We start from the raw sequence: 15,044 nt of genomic DNA, 5'->3' as shown, positions 1-15,044 counted from the left end.
GGGCGGCGCGGGGGCGCGGGGGCGCGCGGTGCGGGCGGGGCGTGCCTGGTGGAAACGGGCGTACCTGGTGCGTTGATCCGTGCAGGTACGCCCGATCTCGCTTGGTACCGCAGCCGCTCTGGGAAAGAACGGGCACACCGGGAGCGGGCTACAGGGAACCGCTCGGGCGGGCGACGTACGGCATGAGCTGGTTCGGCAGCCAGATCGCGCGCTCGACGACGCCGACGCCGGGGCGGGCGGCCTCGACCATGGTGCCGTAGCTCGTCACGATCGAGTCGTGGTACGCCCCCGATGCCGTGCCGTTCGACGAGTAGAAGAGGATGTCACCGGGCTGGCGCTGGGACAGCGGGACGAGGCGGCCGATCGACTTGAAGTAGTTGTACTGCCAGACGACGTTGTGCCCACCGGTCGCGATGCCCTGCGAGCTGTAGGCCATCATCACGAGGCCGGAGCAGTCCCAGGTGTTCGGGCCGGCGCCGTTGAGGACGTAGGCGTCGCCGAGCTGACCGCGGGCGAAGGCGATCGCGCCGGCGGCCTTGGAGGGGCTGCTCGGGGCAGGAGCAGGGGCCGGTGCCGGAGCAGGGGCGGGCGCGGGAGCCGGCTTGCTCGGCGTGCTGGGCCTGGACGGGGTGCTCGGCTTGCTCGGGGTGCTCGGCTTCGCGGGGGTGCCGGGGTTCGACGGCGTGCTCGGCTGGGCCGGGCTGGAGGTGCCGGTGCCGGTGTTGCTGCCGCCGGATGTGCCGGTGTTGCTGCCGCCGGATGTGCCGGTGTTGCCGCCACCGGATGTGCCGGTCGTGCTGCCGCCGCTGCCGCCGCTGTTGCCGCCGGCGTCGCGCGTCTGCTTCGCGATGGCCGCAGCGGCGGCCTTCGCCTGCTGCGCACTCCAGTACGCGGTCTCCGTTGCGACGCTCGTGCCCTTGAGGTACGCGAGCTGGCGCAGGACCTCGGCCTGCTGGTCCTGTTCCTTCTGCACCCGGGCCTGGGCGCCTGCGACCACGTCGTTCGCGGTGGCGAAGGCGGACTTGGTCGCGTCGGTCGCCTGCTCGAGGGCCTTCTCGGCGGCGGACTGCTGCGCCGCCAGGGACTCGACCGTCTTCTGGTCCGCGCGGGCCTCGGCCAGGACCGTCGCGGAGCGCTCGGACAGGTGCGACATCGTGCCGACGCGGTAGAGCAGGTCCTTCGAGCCGGACGCGTCCACGAGGATCGTCGTCGACAGGTCACCGCCGCCGGTGCGGGACAGCTCGACCACGAGCCCGGCGACCTGGCCGGCAGAGTCGTCCGCCCGGGCCTTCGCACGCTTCGACTGCGCGGACAGGTCGGCGAGGGTGTCCTTCGCCTCCTGCTGCTGCGACGCCGCGAGGGCGTACGCCTGCCCGGCCTGCTGCTCGGCGACACCGGCCTGGTCAGCGGCGTCCTGCAGCGAGCCGAGCCGGTCGCTCAGCTCGTCGACCGTCTGCTGGGCGTCGGCCGCATCGGACTTGGCGGCCTTGACGTCGTCCCATGACGGACCCGAGGGTGCGGCCTGGGCCGGTCCGGCGATGACGACCGACAGGCCGATGCCGAGCACGGCGATGGTCGCGATCCCGCAGGAGAACGAGCGAGCGGAGGTGGTCATGACGTGGGTCGACGCCTTCTGGTGGCGCTGATGCTCATACCGAGATCCCCCGCGCTGCCATGAAGGGGACCGGGTCGACGGCAGCGCCGTTGATCCGGGTCTCGAAGTGGAGGTGGCACCCGGTCGACCAGCCGGTCGAGCCGATCTTGGCGATCTGCTGTCCCGCGGTGACGTGCTGGCCGGCGGTGACCATGATCCCGCCGTCGACGACGTGGCCGTACGCCGTGGAGATGCCGCCGCCGTTGTCGAGGATGACCTCGTTGCCGTAGCCGCCACCGTTGCCGGCGAAGGTCACGGTGCCGTCGTGCGCCGCGTAGATCGGGGCGTAGCAGGCGGGGGCGAGGTCGACCCCGGCGTGCAGGGCGCTGACGTGCGTGTACGGGTCGACGCGGTAGCCGTAGGGGCTGGTCTGGAACCCGCCGGCGGGTCGGACCCACCCGGAGGCGTTGGCGCTGCCGCCGCCGGTGCCGCCCTGGCTGGTCGCCGGGGCGCTCGCGGCCGCCTTCGCGGCGGCAGCGGCAAGGCGGGCCTGGCGGGCCTTCTCGGCGGCGACGCCCTTGCGGAAGTCGGCCTCGACACCGCGTTGCTTCGAGGTGAGCGCGGTCAGCTGTGCCTCGAGCCGGTCTTCGTTGTCGTTCTCGGCGGCGACCGCGGCCTGTGCAGCGTCGGCAGCGCCTTGGGCTTCCTGCATCTTCGACTGCGCTGCGTCGGCGAGGTCCCCGAGGGCCTGCTTGGCGCGATCGGCCTTGTCGGCGAGGCCCTGGGCGACGCCGCGGTCCTGTGAGGCCTGCGAGTAGATGCCCTCGGATTGCTCGCTGAGCTTCGACATGGCACCGAGCTCGTAGAGCAGGTCGCCGGAGTCGGACGGGTGCGTGAGGATGTCGGTCGTCACGTCGTTGGCGCCCGCTCGGCCGAGCTGCGCGGCGAGCTGGCCGGCCTGCTCCTCGGACTGCGCGGCGGTCTGCTTCGCGTCGTCGGCCTGCGACTGGAACTTCTTCTGCTTGAGCGTCGCCTCGTCGTACTTGTTCTGCGCGGCCTGGTACGCCTCGCCCGCGGCCTGTGCGGCCTTCTGCTTGGCAGCGGCCTCGCTCTTGAGCGACGAGATGAGCGACTTGATCTCGCCGACCTTTGCCTGCTGGGCGCTGGTCGAGGACTTCGCCTGCTGCACCTCGTCCCAGCTGGGGTAGCTCGCCGCGCTGGCCGACGACGCGGGCGCGACGGCCGCGAGCGTGCCGGCGGTGAGCGCGACGGCGACCGCAGCGGCGACGAGGCGGCTGCGGGTGCGGAGGGAGAGGGGTGTGGAGGTCGGCATGTATCTCGATTTCGTAACAGCGCGGCAAGGCTCACGCACGTAACACTGTTAACAGTCGCAACAGTAACAACAGTGGTCGCAGGCTCGACAGCCCCTCGGACGAGGGGCGCGACCGCCCACGATGCTCGCACCGACACCTTTCCGAGGACCGTGTGCCGGGAGCGCGACACGCCGGGGATGCACGGTTGGCGGGGTCGGATTTGTGAAACCCGGGGGGCGTCCGTATGCTTGTCCATCGGTAGCGCGATGCACTGCTTGCGGCCCTATCGTTTAGTGGCCTAGGACACCGCCCTTTCACGGCGGCAGCACGGGTTCGAATCCCGTTGGGGTCACTCCTTGAGTGAGCGAGCAAGTAGTACTGAACAACACCACAGCAAGACACAACACGCAGTACCCACAACACAACATGGCCCTGTAGCGCAGCTGGTTAGCGTGCCGCCCTGTCACGGCGGAGGTCGCGGGTTCAAGTCCCGTCAGGGTCGCCACGGCTGGATAGCTCAGTTGGTAGAGCGTTCGACTGAAAATCGAAAGGTCCACGGATCGATGCCGTGTCCAGCCACAGCAGGAAGCCCCCGGTGAAGCCGGGGGCTTCCTTGTTTCTGAGGCTGGGTGCGCTGGTTCTCCGCTGACGCTGTGCCGGTTCTGTGCCGGTTGAGTGTGGCCGGACTGCTCTCCCGGGCTCCGGATCGAGCTAGCGTTGGCGGATGGAAGCCGCACGACGAGCGCGAGCTGACGGAGCTCCGACGTTCGACTTCGATGCCGTCGACTTCGTCACCGCAGACCATCACTTCGGACATGCGCGGATCATCGACCATGCGAAGCGTCCGTTCGGCGACGTCGAGACGATGGATATATCTCTCGTCGAGCGCTGGAACTCAGTCGTCCCGCCGGATGCCGTCGTGCTGCACCTCGGCGATCTGCTCTTGGCCTCGATGAACGACGTCGGTGATGCTCTTGCCCTCACCCGTCAGCTGCACGGCCGTCGGCTGCTCGTCCCGGGCAACCACGACTGGGTCTCGCGAGCGACCCAGACAAGGACTCGCATCCAATCAATGACGCCTCTGTACGAAGCCGCCGGCTGGACGGTGCTCCCCGAGGTGCTGAACGGGTCACGACACGGGCAACTGCTCCGTGCTTCGCACTATCCGTACGACACTGTGCCGATCGACAAGCTCAAGAAGGTCCGTCCGGTGGACGACGGTGTACCACTGCTTCACGGGCACACACACTTGACGGCGGTCTTCACGAATGACGACGCGATGATGCATGTGGGCGTCGACGCTTGGAAGTTCGCACCGGTCCCGATGACCGCGGTCGACACCTGGCTCCGAGAACGCATCTGAGCGCGGTCGTGCGGATCACTTGGCTGTGAGCAGCTTCGTTCGGTGTCGTCGTTTTCGCACCGCTCCGTGTCGTGATCACGTCAGGAAGGCGATCCTTCACCGACCAAGGGGGGCCGATCAGTCGCCCCGCGTTGCCTGCGGCGGCTCCATTCGCGTAACGAGAGCGAGGCTCTTAGTCGTCTCCGCGCAGGAAATTTGCGCGGGCATTGGCTTCTTTGAGAATCGGATTATCTCTCGCGCGCAGCCCGGCGCCGAACGCCTGGGGGAAGTTCCACCCGCGCCGCGCTTCATTGGTGAACACGCGGGCGAGACGTGAACTCAGCTCCTCTGTCGGCAGGCATACCAGGCCCTCCAGATCTGCCAGCGACAGCACCATTGTCGGTGTATCTCCTTGGGTCCCGTATTCGGGCACTCCGGAGTTCGCCATCCAGATCGCTTCGGCCGTGACGATCAGCCCGACGACCGGCCGATCGTCATTCGGTAGGAAGCTGACGCGATTGTCCCGCTGCTGCACCTTCCGTGCGGTTGCGTCCACCTGATTGCGGGCCTTCGTGAGGTAGATCTCGGTTGCATACGCGATCTGACGGGGGTCGCCGGCGAGGGCTTTCGCGTTCAGGCGCGCGGACTTGCACTCGATGAGGACGACGAGGTCTGGCAGGACGAGGAACCAGTCGATCGACATCTTGTTCTCCGCGTCGAGTGGAACTTCACCGGTGACCTCTGCTCCTTCGATGAGTCGGAGCTGCCGACCAACGTAGGACTCAATCCGCTTCCCGAGCTGCTCGTGGAAATCGGTGGCGCCGAACACGGCGGGCCCCACGTAGTAAAGGTTCTGCATGGATATCGCGTGCCAGACGAGCCGCGGCTCGGGCGCGATGATGCCCGTACCCGGCCCAAAGTCGACAAGCGGGTGGGTTCGGAGCGGATTGTAGTCGTACTGTCCGGCAGTCTCGCTGAGCACTCCTGCCTTCATCGCATCGGCACGGTGCTCCTCTGGTGTGCGGGTCAGGTAGGCCAGAGCTCGATCGAGGTCCTCCCGTGGAGCGAGCTCTTCACCGATCCGTGGGTCCCAGACGCTATCGAGGTCGACTCGTCCGCGCATCGACGCGATTCCCTGCAGCACCGCTGTCGCCCTCACCATCTGCGGCAGCGGCATGCCGAACACTGGTGTCCAGTCCCACTCGGGAAACTCCTCCCACCCTGTGGCGAGGATCGCGATCGCACGGGCCATGTCGGTGTAGGGGTTCCCTTGGTAAGGGAATTGGTCATGCATGACTGGCGTGACCACCTCCGCCAGCGTCGGATCGTCTCGGCTCTGCGAGACGTCGCGGAGCAGGTTGAACAGCCGTGCGACTGCTCGCTGGTTCACGCGATGCCCGGGGATTTCCTTCCCCCAGAGCAAGCACTCACGAGCGACGGTCGCGAAGTTCCACGGGGGGAGCGTTTTGAGTGTTTCCGATTTCAGCTCGTTCAATCCGTGCGTTTCCGCTGAATAGCGGCCCAGGAAGGGCAGTAACTCGCTCGGCCGGTAGACGCTGCACGCCTTGCGGAATTCGTCGTACGAGATCGGAGGACCGTCATCCATACCGCGAAGCTACATCGTTGAGCGCGCTGCCTGGGCACGGAGGTCATCCAGCTTGGGGCCACAAGGCCTCCGGAGCGCACTGAGCGCGAGAGAAGCCCGACCCCCCGGCAGCTTCCGATAGACCACCCGCTTTCGGGACGCGTCGGTCGGCGAATCGGCAGAGTGAGTGTCTCGCGGAGACGCCGGGACGCTCCCTCCCATCACACGACGGGTCGACTGGCACAGAGCCGTAGAACCCCTGCTCCCCCACGCAGGAGACCGCGAATTGGTACTCCCTCGCCCCGGCCGTCGCAATCGCCGCATCTGATCCAGCCTGGCGATCAGAGCGCTTGGCCACTGGTCCGGTGGACCGCAGTCAAGGCCTAGAAAGCCAGAACAAGCACTTCACGGTCATGGCTGCTACCCGTGATTTGCCTCCCTCATGGAGCAACTCTCGCCCGATGGACACTCGGGCCATGGCCTAAGCCCCCTGCCGATGAGACGATTCCCTATCGAGTCCGTCACGGAAGCGGTCGACCAACGCTGCGTCGTCGAGATCTGGAACTGGCAGGTGCGCTCCCAATAGGAGAGTCTTCACGTCGCGGTCCTTCTTAGCGTCATACCGGGCCTCCCACATCGCTTCACGAAGGGTCACCCCGCCGACCTGCAAAGACATCCGCCCGCTGCGTACGAACGCATATGCGGGCTCCACAGAACTAAAGAAGAACCAAACCGTGTGCAGCATGGCCGCGAACCCAGGCGTGCGGACCAAGTTCTCTCGCTCTACTCGCCGCGGGAAGCCGTCGACCTCGACCACGTCATCCGGGAAGTCCCGCAGCGACTCCCGGAGGGTCATCTCCCCGTTCACGGGCCCGTCCCTCCGAGAAACAGCTGGTCCAGTGCACCGGTTGCTCGCACTGCGGAGTCGGAACGTGCACGACTGTAGCGCTCCGTGACCTGCATCGAAGAGTGTCCCAGGATCGCCTGCACGTCGTTGGCAGCGCTCCCGGCATCGAACAGGAGCGTTGCGAGAGTGTGTCGGAGATCGTGGATGCGCAGATCTGGCCGGTCCAGGACTCGTCGAAGGTTCTCCCAGTCGACGGCCCGACGGACGTTCGACACCTGCAGGCGTCCCCCCTTGGGACCGGTGAACACGAGATCGTTGCGGCGTTTGCCCTCGACCTGTTCGGCGATCGAGGGCAGGAGCGTCCCTGGCAAGGGGACGGTTCGCTCCTTGTGACTCTTGGGGCTCTGTTCGATCAACTCACCATTGCGTCCAGGGGAAAAGCTCCGCCGGACGTGGATCACTCGTCCCCCGAGGTCGACGTCGGACACGCGAAGAGCGCTCGCCTCGCCCGCCCGCATACCGGTGAACACTAGTGCCGAGAGGTACGCGCGGTAGGGACCGTCCTCCACAGCAGCGAGAAGCGTCCGGACCTCATCAGACGACAGCGCTCTCGACCGGAAGCTCCGTGCTCCGTCCTCACGAGGCCGACGAACCAGTCGTGCCGGGTTCCCGCCGATCACGCCGAACCGGACCGCACCGTCGAGCAGGCGGCTGAGCATGGCAAGAGCGTCGTTGCGCGTCGAAGCCGATCCGCTCCACTGTCCGATTGCCTCATCGACATCGCCGGCAGAGATCGTCTCCAACTTGCGGTGGCCGAACCACGGCTGCACGCGGCGTCGCCAAGCAACGTCGTAACCACGAGCCGTAGCGGGACGAATACTCGATTCGATCGTCGGCCAGTACCGCGAGTGCCAAACGTCGAGGGTCATACCGCCGTCTGGTTTGATCCGAGTTCGAGCTTCGCTCCGCACACGCTTCGCTTCGGCAAGCGACCCAACAAGGAAGCTCCGCTCTCGATCCTCCCCGTTCAGGCCCGTCGCCCAGACGCGGACCTGGTACTTGCCCCGGTCCGCCCGGTACCTGATTCCCTCAGGGAGGGGCTTGCGCGTCCGGGGGTCCAGCCGCTCAGTGCGCTCCGCCACTGGTCCCACCGGATTCGAGGAACGCAACGATGGTCGACGTCTTCCAGAGCATGTGCTTTCCCATGTGCGCATCGGGGTAGGGCACTCTGCACTGCCGACGGAGTGCGTCGAACGTCGACAGCGGAACACGGCAACGCGCAGCTGCGTCTCGTCGCGTGAGGCACACATCGTCCTCGACAAGCGCCATTTCTTCCTGCACCTCGTGGTCAGCAAACATGTTCTCCTCCATCTGTCCTCTTCGTTCTGCGTGAATCTCTCCACTCCCTCGCCGCACGGGCAGCCTCGATCGCGAGAGCCTTGTCGCCCTGCGAGGTCCATCCCATCCCGGCGTAGGACCAACTCCCAACGACGAGCACGCTCTCGGCTTCTCCCGCGTCAGGCTCACTTGCAGCCGCGGCGATGCGTTCAAGTCGCCACTGATGTCGTGCTTCCCGGAGAGAGCCGAGCGTTACCGAGTAGCGCCTCGACTTCGTCGAGAAATGGCCGCGAAAGCCGAGCATCCGCGACCAGCGTTCAAGAAGTACGTACGGCGAGTGCGGTTCTGCAGCGACGCCGATCTGCTCGGCGATGTCGCGGAGTCTGACGAGGTGTGGGCGGGGCGAAGCGCCCGCATCCAAGTCCTCCGTCGCCTTGGTCGCGTACTTGGCGATGTAGGCGGCGACCGCACGATCCGACAGCCGTCCATCGAGACCCTCGCTTCGAACGATCGGCGTCACGTCGATCTGCCGACCTCAACGGAGCACGTTCGGGAAGCGTCCAGAGGGAAGGCTGGGCGGTTGATACCGCACCGCACGCGCAGCCTGGCGGATCGCTTGCGTCAGGTGAGCGGTCGTCATGCGATCATCAGGCGCTGGGAAAGCATCATCGGTGTCGACACCGTCGAGTCGGACGATCGCGTGGAAGTGGACGGCGCCCCGCTTCTGGAACTCCGCCACTTTCGCGAACTGTGGTCGAACGAGAGTGGAAGCCTCTCGCTGACTCATGCCAAGGACTCTGGCGAGCTCCCTACGAAGTTGGATGGTGAATCGCCTCCACAGCTCGGACGCGAAGTACTGCCACACGACGTGGCCCTCGTAGTCGTAGCAGTCTGGGCAGATCGCATCGCCGAGCTCGGGACCGCCTCCTGCGTGTCCGGTCCCGCATTCCGGTCGACGACCGTGTCTGCAGGGTTTGGCCCGAGCGCAGGCCGCGCCGTGTACGGCTCCGAACGAAGGAGCGGTCAGTGTGAGGAACACCATTGGGTGGGCCGCGACTGAGTTGGGAACGCCCTTCATACCGCCGGCTGCGCCAGCCATGATCATGTGCCAGGTGTCGCCCTTGTACTCGTGGCTGCACGAGGCGCAGCGTTGCGCGCGGCGGTTGCCGCAGCGAGTGAAGAGGACGTGGTCCGGCTGGTCGGCAGACGAGAACCTGGCGCGCTCCTCCCCCGTCTCAGATCCGAAGGTCGTGGATGCTCCGACCAGCCGAACCGGGTTCGTGCAGAAGCCCACTCGGGCGGCACCCCGCATCCAACGGTCGAACTCCGGACTACGGAGACGGCGCGCGACTGACTCAGCGAGGCCCATCAGACACCACCAGTTCGGGGACCGCGCATCCGATCGGGTACACGTACCCAGTCACATCGTCTGTGCGCAACACTGGACGGCAGACGTCGACCGCGGCGTGCTCCTTGCGTCGTTGATTGATCCAGTCGGTGAGCTGCGCGTCAGTGCACGACTGGTTCGCGATGTGGCCGTACCGCTGGACGAGTGAACGGTCTGAAAGATCTGGCGCGACGTAGATCGCGTGCTCTACACCGTTCGTCGTGTCCCACGAGATCCGCAGGTTGCACATCGAGGATCTTGCCTCGGCCGCGGCTGAAGCGTGTTCCGCTGCGGTGAAGTGACCGAGGATCGCGCCGCCGGCGATGAGCACCCCAGCGACGACGATGACCAGTGCGGATCGTGCGATGTTCTTCATGACTCCTCCTTCGATTGAGCAGCGCTCCGCGTCCGACGTCGCGGACGGGCGGGCTCACGTGCACTTTGTGTCTCAGGTACGACCACCGGCTTGAAGCGCGGCGCTGCGAAGGCTCGTGCCGTGTGCGTGATCAGGGCATCGTCCGCGTACCCAGCCCGCACCCGCTGCGGTGTCGCAAGCTCGTCGGACAGGACGTAGGCGGTGCCGGGCGCGCCGATCGGGATCTCGTGGCAGAGCGCACCAGCAGCGACAGAGCCGTCGCCGAGCACCATCGACGTCTCGGTCCGGTCGCGGAGACGAAGCCCGATCGTCTGGGTGAAGAGCCCCCGCGCGGGCAGCGTCTCCTTGCTTGGATCCTGCAGGCACGCGATCACCACGAAGCCGACAGCACGCCCTTGTGACGCCAGCGTTGCGATGCCGGCGTTAGCCCGGCGCTGCAGGTCCCGGTCTGATTCGTACGCCGTGAGAGCAGCGAGTTCGTCGATCAGGACGATCACGAGAGGAGCCTCAATGGAAGCCTCGTGCTGCCGAGTCGTCCCGGCGAGGTCGCGAGCCCGTGCCTGCATCTGAGCGACGGCTTCCTCGAGCATGGTCACCGCGTGCACCGAGTCGTTCGCGAAGCGAGTCAGGAGAGGCCTACCCATCCCAAGCTCCATGCCGCCCTTGAGGTCGACGCCCCACACTTCGACCATCCCGGATCGGACTGCGCCGGCGAGCCCCAAGAGGAGCGCCCAGACGATCGACGCTTTGCCGCTTCCCGAGGCGCCAGCAACCAGCGTGTGTGGGCCGAGACGGAGCCTCCAATCGTCGCCCTCTTCAGTCCGGCCCATCGTGACCGCTCGTCCGTCCCAGTCATCGCTTGGAGCAAGTACGAACGGTTCGGCAAGAGGGTCGGCGTAGTACAGGCGAAGTTCGAGCTGATCGATCCGGGTCCCGGACAAGGTGGCGCGACGCGCCCCGAATGCTGCCGCGATTCGGTCCGGGTGAGCTCCGACGTCCCCAGAAGTGAGACCGCTCGGGAGGTACAGCGGTACAAGACATACGTCTGCGTCCCAGCTCGGTGATCCGACACCGGCCGCGATGCGCGATCCACTCGGACCATGCGCCTCGAACCGGAGCGTCTGCGCAAGAGCTGGCCAGGCGGCCCCGATGTGCCGGGAGATCGAGCGCTGCTGCGCTCGGTGGAGGGCTTCGTCGATGTTGCCCCACACCCGCAGACGGCGAAGCACGAAGATCAATGCCACGAAGCCGTTGAGCCACCACACAAGTGGCAACCAGGTGGTCAAGAGATCCACGAGGGTGAGGATCATCAGTCCGATCAGCACCCGCCGGAAGCGTCGGGCGAACCCCTCGAACGCGTCAGCCCAGTAGCGGACCTCCTTACGAACCGACCAACTCATCACTCACCACCCCGTGGCTTCGCGGCTGCCTTCATCTCGCGAGCCCGGAGCGAGTACGCGACGCGTGGTCGACCGCCGTTCTCCTTCACGTACGGGGTGACCGACAGACCATCGAAGACGACCGGCCGGAACGGGAGGCCTTGGATCTCCGGCGGGGCAACCGGCTCGCTGATGCTGATGATCTTGACCGTGACCTCGTTTTGGCCCTTGCGCGCGTCAGGATCAGCGTCGATCACGCGCACCTGCCACATCGGCTGACCGGAGTTCTTGTCGAGGTCCTGTCCCTGACGCTGGCCGTCATCAGACCACTTCACGACCGGTTCGACCTCACCCACCATGAACGCGCCCTTCGGGAAGTACGCATCGAAGCTCACCGGGATTGCTGACTGGATCGCCATGTCTGGCTCCTCTCGATCGTTGCTGTTGATCGCAGTCTGCACACGTTTGCTGATCCTGTCACCAAATGTTTGGCCCTAGCGCAGATGTTGCCTCGGTTTCCTCCCCTGAGCACGCGACGGCGGACGGTAGCCTGAGTGCTGGAGGCAAGCATGGAGTCAGCGATCGAGTGGGGCACCGTCCCACCAGTACTTCTTGCTGCCATCACGACGCTCGCCAAGAAGGCGAAGAAGGACGCGGAGCACCTTGGCCGGATCCGCTGGCCCGAAGGCCCCGCCGATGTCCAGGACGAGCTCCGTGCGGCCGTCTCGGACGCTCACAAGATCTCGAAAGCCGGAACTGAGCTCCGGGCAGTGCTCTCGGCGTACGCGCACCGTGTCCACGAGCCGAGGCCCGTGATCTCCGACCTGGCGCGCGCTCAGGACACCGGATCGCAGGGATTCATCCGCCGGTACTCCGATGCCACCCTGGCCGCGGTGCAGCAGCTCGTGTCGGACTCTCCGAACATTGAGACGGTCCGGGCGGGCATCCCCTCGCTCTCCCTCTACGACCTGCGTGACCTCGGCGGGCCCGTCGGCGACGCAGCCCAACGCTTCATCGCAGCGGATGAGGGTGCGCGGGCCGGCCTGTGAGAACTTTCTCTACTCGTTCAAGGACGGCCTGACGGCCGTCGTCATGGGGTCCGGTGCCGCGCTCCGGTGCGTCCGGTCCTCGCTTCGCTGCGGTCCGGGCGCTCCTCGGCGCCACCGGACCCCACGAACTGCCAACAGACTGACCAGCTACCGGCCTACAGCTGCTCCAGCCGCCCTAAAAGGTCCGGAACCGAAAGAGCGCCGGAGAGCGGACTGACCCCGTCTTTGAACGTCATGTAGTAGCGGTAATTTCCGCCAGCCGCCGCCTGCCACTTCTTACCCAACTCGATCTTCAGTCGCGAGTCATCATTCTTGAGCATTTCACCCTTGAACTCGACTAGGACTACTTTCCCACTCCTCATCTTCACGATGAAATCGGGATAATGCGTGATTGCGCCGTTAAGTCGGAATGAACCAGCTGCACGCTCGATTACACGGTGCCACCATTCAACCGAGTCTAAACCGGCAATCTGCATGATCAGGTCGCGTTCGTCTTTGTTCATCGCACCCTCGGCTTCGTAAAGCGAACCACCTACTGTCGCCGTCGCGTCGATGGGGGAAATGGCCAGGGGCAGTTTATACAAAGGCTTCGTCTCGATGCGACCCGAGTCAATCCATCGATCGAAAACTTCCGCCCGATAGGAATTAAGAAACTGATCAATCTTCCGCCTGATCTTTAACGCGACTGCTAGGGGAGACGACTCCAAAACAACCAGCTGCTGGCCATCCAGATTCTCAACAACGCGCTTCACGTACTTCCGAAGCGCCTGACTGCTGATCGAATCATAACTATCAAGCCGTGCCATGACGATCTCTGCACATTGATCGACTCGCGCCTCCGGAGTGAGTGAGTCCAACCACTTCCGGATCTCCTGCTGCTGAACGGAGTTCATGTGGAACGCCTTCGGCTGGTCGCGATTAGATCCACGAACATCAACCGCAACCATTTCTTCGGAGGCGTGCTCAAGGTCGATCGAATAGTCCCGCCCTTCGAGACTGAAATTTTCGGTCAGAGACTCGCGCTCTAGATAGACAGAACCAAACTCAGCATCTGCGGCAAAAACGGACTCAGGGACTCGAACTACGAATTGAGGAAGGCGCAGAGAACTAGCATCTTCTTCGAACACGGGACTCATGGCGTACTGCTCCACAACGTCTCCTAAATCTGCAGGGACACGACCATCATCACTCGCAACCTCAGCCTCTTCCACCTTGGAGTCGTAGTCTCGAGCCTTCTCTACAGCAATCGATATCAGGGACTCAACCTTCTCCGACGGCGCGTCAGACCCTTGTTCCCGACTCTTCAACTCCTCAGCGACGAGCAACGGATCGAACTCTGAAAGGTCAGCCGGCTCACTTTCCAGGGGCTCAGCGGACTTCCCGGAAGCGACCTCAGCGTCTAGTGCCGCAAGATCGAGCTCCGACGCCTCATCGACCTCCGCGATACCGTGCGCCGCGTACTCTCCCTGATCCACGACACGATAATCCCGTGCAGTGAACCCCGCTCGATTGAGCCCGACAACCACCTGGTCGACGGTCGCCTGAAAATCAATCGAGGACGTCATGACGAACGACATATTGAGGAGCCCCTCTGCGTGGCGGCGAGCATTGGGCTGTCGCAGCACCCGCCCCAGGACTTGCTCCACTTCTGTCTTGCTCGTGCGGTTAGCGAGCGAAGCCAGGATGTAGGCCGACGGACAGTCCCAACCCTCCTTCAACGCGTTGACGGTAATGACGTAACGTATGTCGCAGTCCGGGCTCGCAAGATCGATGTTGCGGAGTTCGTTGATAGACGAAGTTTTGATCGCAATGTGGTCTGCCGAAATGCCAGCATCGATCAGGCGGCTTTTCAGTTTGTCGAATGACGTCGCGTCTTCATCCCGCTTCGGCTGGGCCTGAAAAAGGACGATTGGTCGTAAATATGCACCGCCCGCTTCCTCCTCCCTGATTGCCGCTTGCTCAAGAGAACGTCGCAGATCGATCGCATCTGCGATGACGTCCTCTTGGGAAGCGCGGTTGTACACAACAACCGGCAGCTTCACCATGTGCTCGGCTTTCAACTCGAGCGCATCCACGTACGAAATTACGTTCGCTTCGGGCCCTGGCGTCGCTGTCAGGTCTAGAATGAACGCCGGGTTGAAGTTTTGAAGCATTTCGATTGACAGCACGGTCCGTGCATGATGCGACTCGTCGACAACGACCACTGGGTTCAACTGATTGATCACCTGAAACAGAGCCGTCTCGTCCGCGTTTGCAATCGGAGCACTAGGTTCTCCGAGCATGGTCTGGAACCCTTGCAACGCTCCGTTGGCCTGATACGCCTTACGCCCATCCTTATTGGACACACGGAAGGAGTCATAGGATAGAACCATCACTGAGACCTGATCCGCCACGTTCGCAGGAGAGAAGTTTTGGCCCGCCAACAACTCATCCTTTGAGTACACCTCAACGCGTGCCCCGAAATCGGTGTTCAGTTTTTTCCGATACGGATGCGATGGATTCTTGAGGGCGCTCAGCGTTTGACTGAGAATTGCTTCGGACGGGACGAGCCAAACTACCGCTTTTGTCTTCACAGAAGGCATTGCACCAAATATGGTCTTCATCGATGCGCAGGCCAGGAAAGTCTTCCCGCCCCCGGTGGGCACCTTATAGCAAACCGTTGGGACCTGGTCTACGATGTTCTGGTACGCCTTCATGCCGGGAACGCCAACCTGAATCTGACGCTCCGCCCAGTAGCTTTCGAACGCCTTGCTAAGCGAGTCCTGCTCCGAAAGATGCCGAACGTAATCTCCCAAGTCCGTCACCACGCGCTTCTGGTACTTCTTGAGCTCCAT

General features: G+C 64.4%; 11 protein-coding genes, 3 tRNA genes and 1 pseudogene. 5 read left to right on the top strand and 10 right to left on the bottom strand.

Annotated features, from left to right (window positions below; genetic code table 11):
- Window positions 1-148: 148 nt before the first annotated feature.
- Window positions 149-1,615, bottom strand: coding sequence for a C40 family peptidase (locus tag KK087_RS06955; RefSeq protein ID WP_214564643.1), 1,467 nt, complete (start codon window positions 1,613-1,615; stop codon window positions 149-151).
- A 34-nt stretch (window positions 1,616-1,649) separates the two neighbouring features.
- On the bottom strand, window positions 1,650-2,927 hold the full coding sequence (locus KK087_RS06950) for a peptidoglycan DD-metalloendopeptidase family protein (RefSeq protein ID WP_214564642.1): 1,278 nt from the start codon (window positions 2,925-2,927) through the stop codon (window positions 1,650-1,652).
- Window positions 2,928-3,186: 259 nt separating this feature from the next.
- On the opposite strand from KK087_RS06950, the gene KK087_RS06945 reads away from it, so the two are divergent.
- From KK087_RS06945 to KK087_RS06930, 4 genes are all read left to right on the top strand, one after another.
- A tRNA-Glu gene (locus KK087_RS06945) sits at window positions 3,187-3,259 on the top strand.
- 76 nt (window positions 3,260-3,335) lie between these two features.
- A tRNA-Asp gene (locus tag KK087_RS06940) sits at window positions 3,336-3,412 on the top strand.
- A gap of 1 nt (window position 3,413) precedes the next feature.
- Window positions 3,414-3,486, top strand: a tRNA-Phe gene (locus tag KK087_RS06935).
- Window positions 3,487-3,631: 145 nt separating this feature from the next.
- Window positions 3,632-4,270 carry a metallophosphoesterase gene (locus KK087_RS06930; RefSeq protein WP_214564641.1) on the top strand — a complete coding sequence of 213 codons (639 nt, stop codon included), beginning with the start codon at window positions 3,632-3,634 and terminating at the stop codon, window positions 4,268-4,270.
- A gap of 172 nt (window positions 4,271-4,442) precedes the next feature.
- Here KK087_RS06930 and KK087_RS06925 read toward each other — a convergent pair whose 3' ends face one another.
- The 7 genes and pseudogenes from KK087_RS06925 to KK087_RS06895 form a co-directional block, all read right to left on the bottom strand.
- Window positions 4,443-5,855: a hypothetical protein gene (locus KK087_RS06925; RefSeq protein WP_214564640.1), complete on the bottom strand. Its 1,413-nt coding sequence runs from the start codon at window positions 5,853-5,855 to the stop codon at window positions 4,443-4,445.
- Between the two features lie 460 nt (window positions 5,856-6,315).
- Window positions 6,316-6,702, bottom strand: coding sequence for a hypothetical protein (locus KK087_RS06920; RefSeq protein ID WP_214564639.1), 387 nt, complete (start codon window positions 6,700-6,702; stop codon window positions 6,316-6,318).
- Window positions 6,699-7,823: a tyrosine-type recombinase/integrase gene (locus KK087_RS17875; RefSeq protein WP_214564638.1), complete on the bottom strand. Its 1,125-nt coding sequence runs from the start codon at window positions 7,821-7,823 to the stop codon at window positions 6,699-6,701. Before KK087_RS17875 ends, KK087_RS06920 begins: the two co-directional genes overlap by 4 nt.
- Window positions 7,824-8,029: 206 nt before the next feature.
- Window positions 8,030-9,331, bottom strand: a pseudogene (locus tag KK087_RS17870) (replication initiator).
- A 43-nt stretch (window positions 9,332-9,374) separates the two neighbouring features.
- Window positions 9,375-9,782, bottom strand: a complete 408-nt coding sequence (locus KK087_RS06905; protein WP_214564636.1) for a hypothetical protein — start codon at window positions 9,780-9,782, stop codon at window positions 9,375-9,377.
- Window positions 9,779-11,182 carry an FtsK/SpoIIIE domain-containing protein gene (locus KK087_RS06900; protein ID WP_214564635.1) on the bottom strand — a complete coding sequence of 468 codons (1,404 nt, stop codon included), beginning with the start codon at window positions 11,180-11,182 and terminating at the stop codon, window positions 9,779-9,781. The genes KK087_RS06905 and KK087_RS06900 overlap by 4 nt, the downstream gene beginning before the upstream one ends.
- Window positions 11,182-11,622 (bottom strand): plasmid replication, integration and excision activator, encoded by a 441-nt coding sequence (locus KK087_RS06895; protein ID WP_214564634.1) that lies wholly within the window; start codon window positions 11,620-11,622, stop codon window positions 11,182-11,184. Before KK087_RS06895 ends, KK087_RS06900 begins: the two co-directional genes overlap by 1 nt.
- Window positions 11,623-11,730: 108 nt before the next feature.
- Here KK087_RS06895 and KK087_RS06890 point away from each other — a divergent pair, with 108 nt between their 5' ends.
- Window positions 11,731-12,210, top strand: coding sequence for a hypothetical protein (locus KK087_RS06890; protein ID WP_214564633.1), 480 nt, complete (start codon window positions 11,731-11,733; stop codon window positions 12,208-12,210).
- 155 nt (window positions 12,211-12,365) lie between these two features.
- Here the strand turns inward: KK087_RS06890 and KK087_RS06885 are convergent, their stop codons facing one another.
- Window positions 12,366-15,044, bottom strand: coding sequence for a DEAD/DEAH box helicase (locus KK087_RS06885; protein WP_214564632.1), 2,679 nt, complete (start codon window positions 15,042-15,044; stop codon window positions 12,366-12,368).

It is taken from the genome of Curtobacterium aurantiacum (assembly GCF_018598555.1).
GTDB lineage: Bacteria > Actinomycetota > Actinomycetes > Actinomycetales > Microbacteriaceae > Curtobacterium > Curtobacterium aurantiacum.
This window is presented reverse-complemented; position numbering and strand designations above follow the sequence as displayed.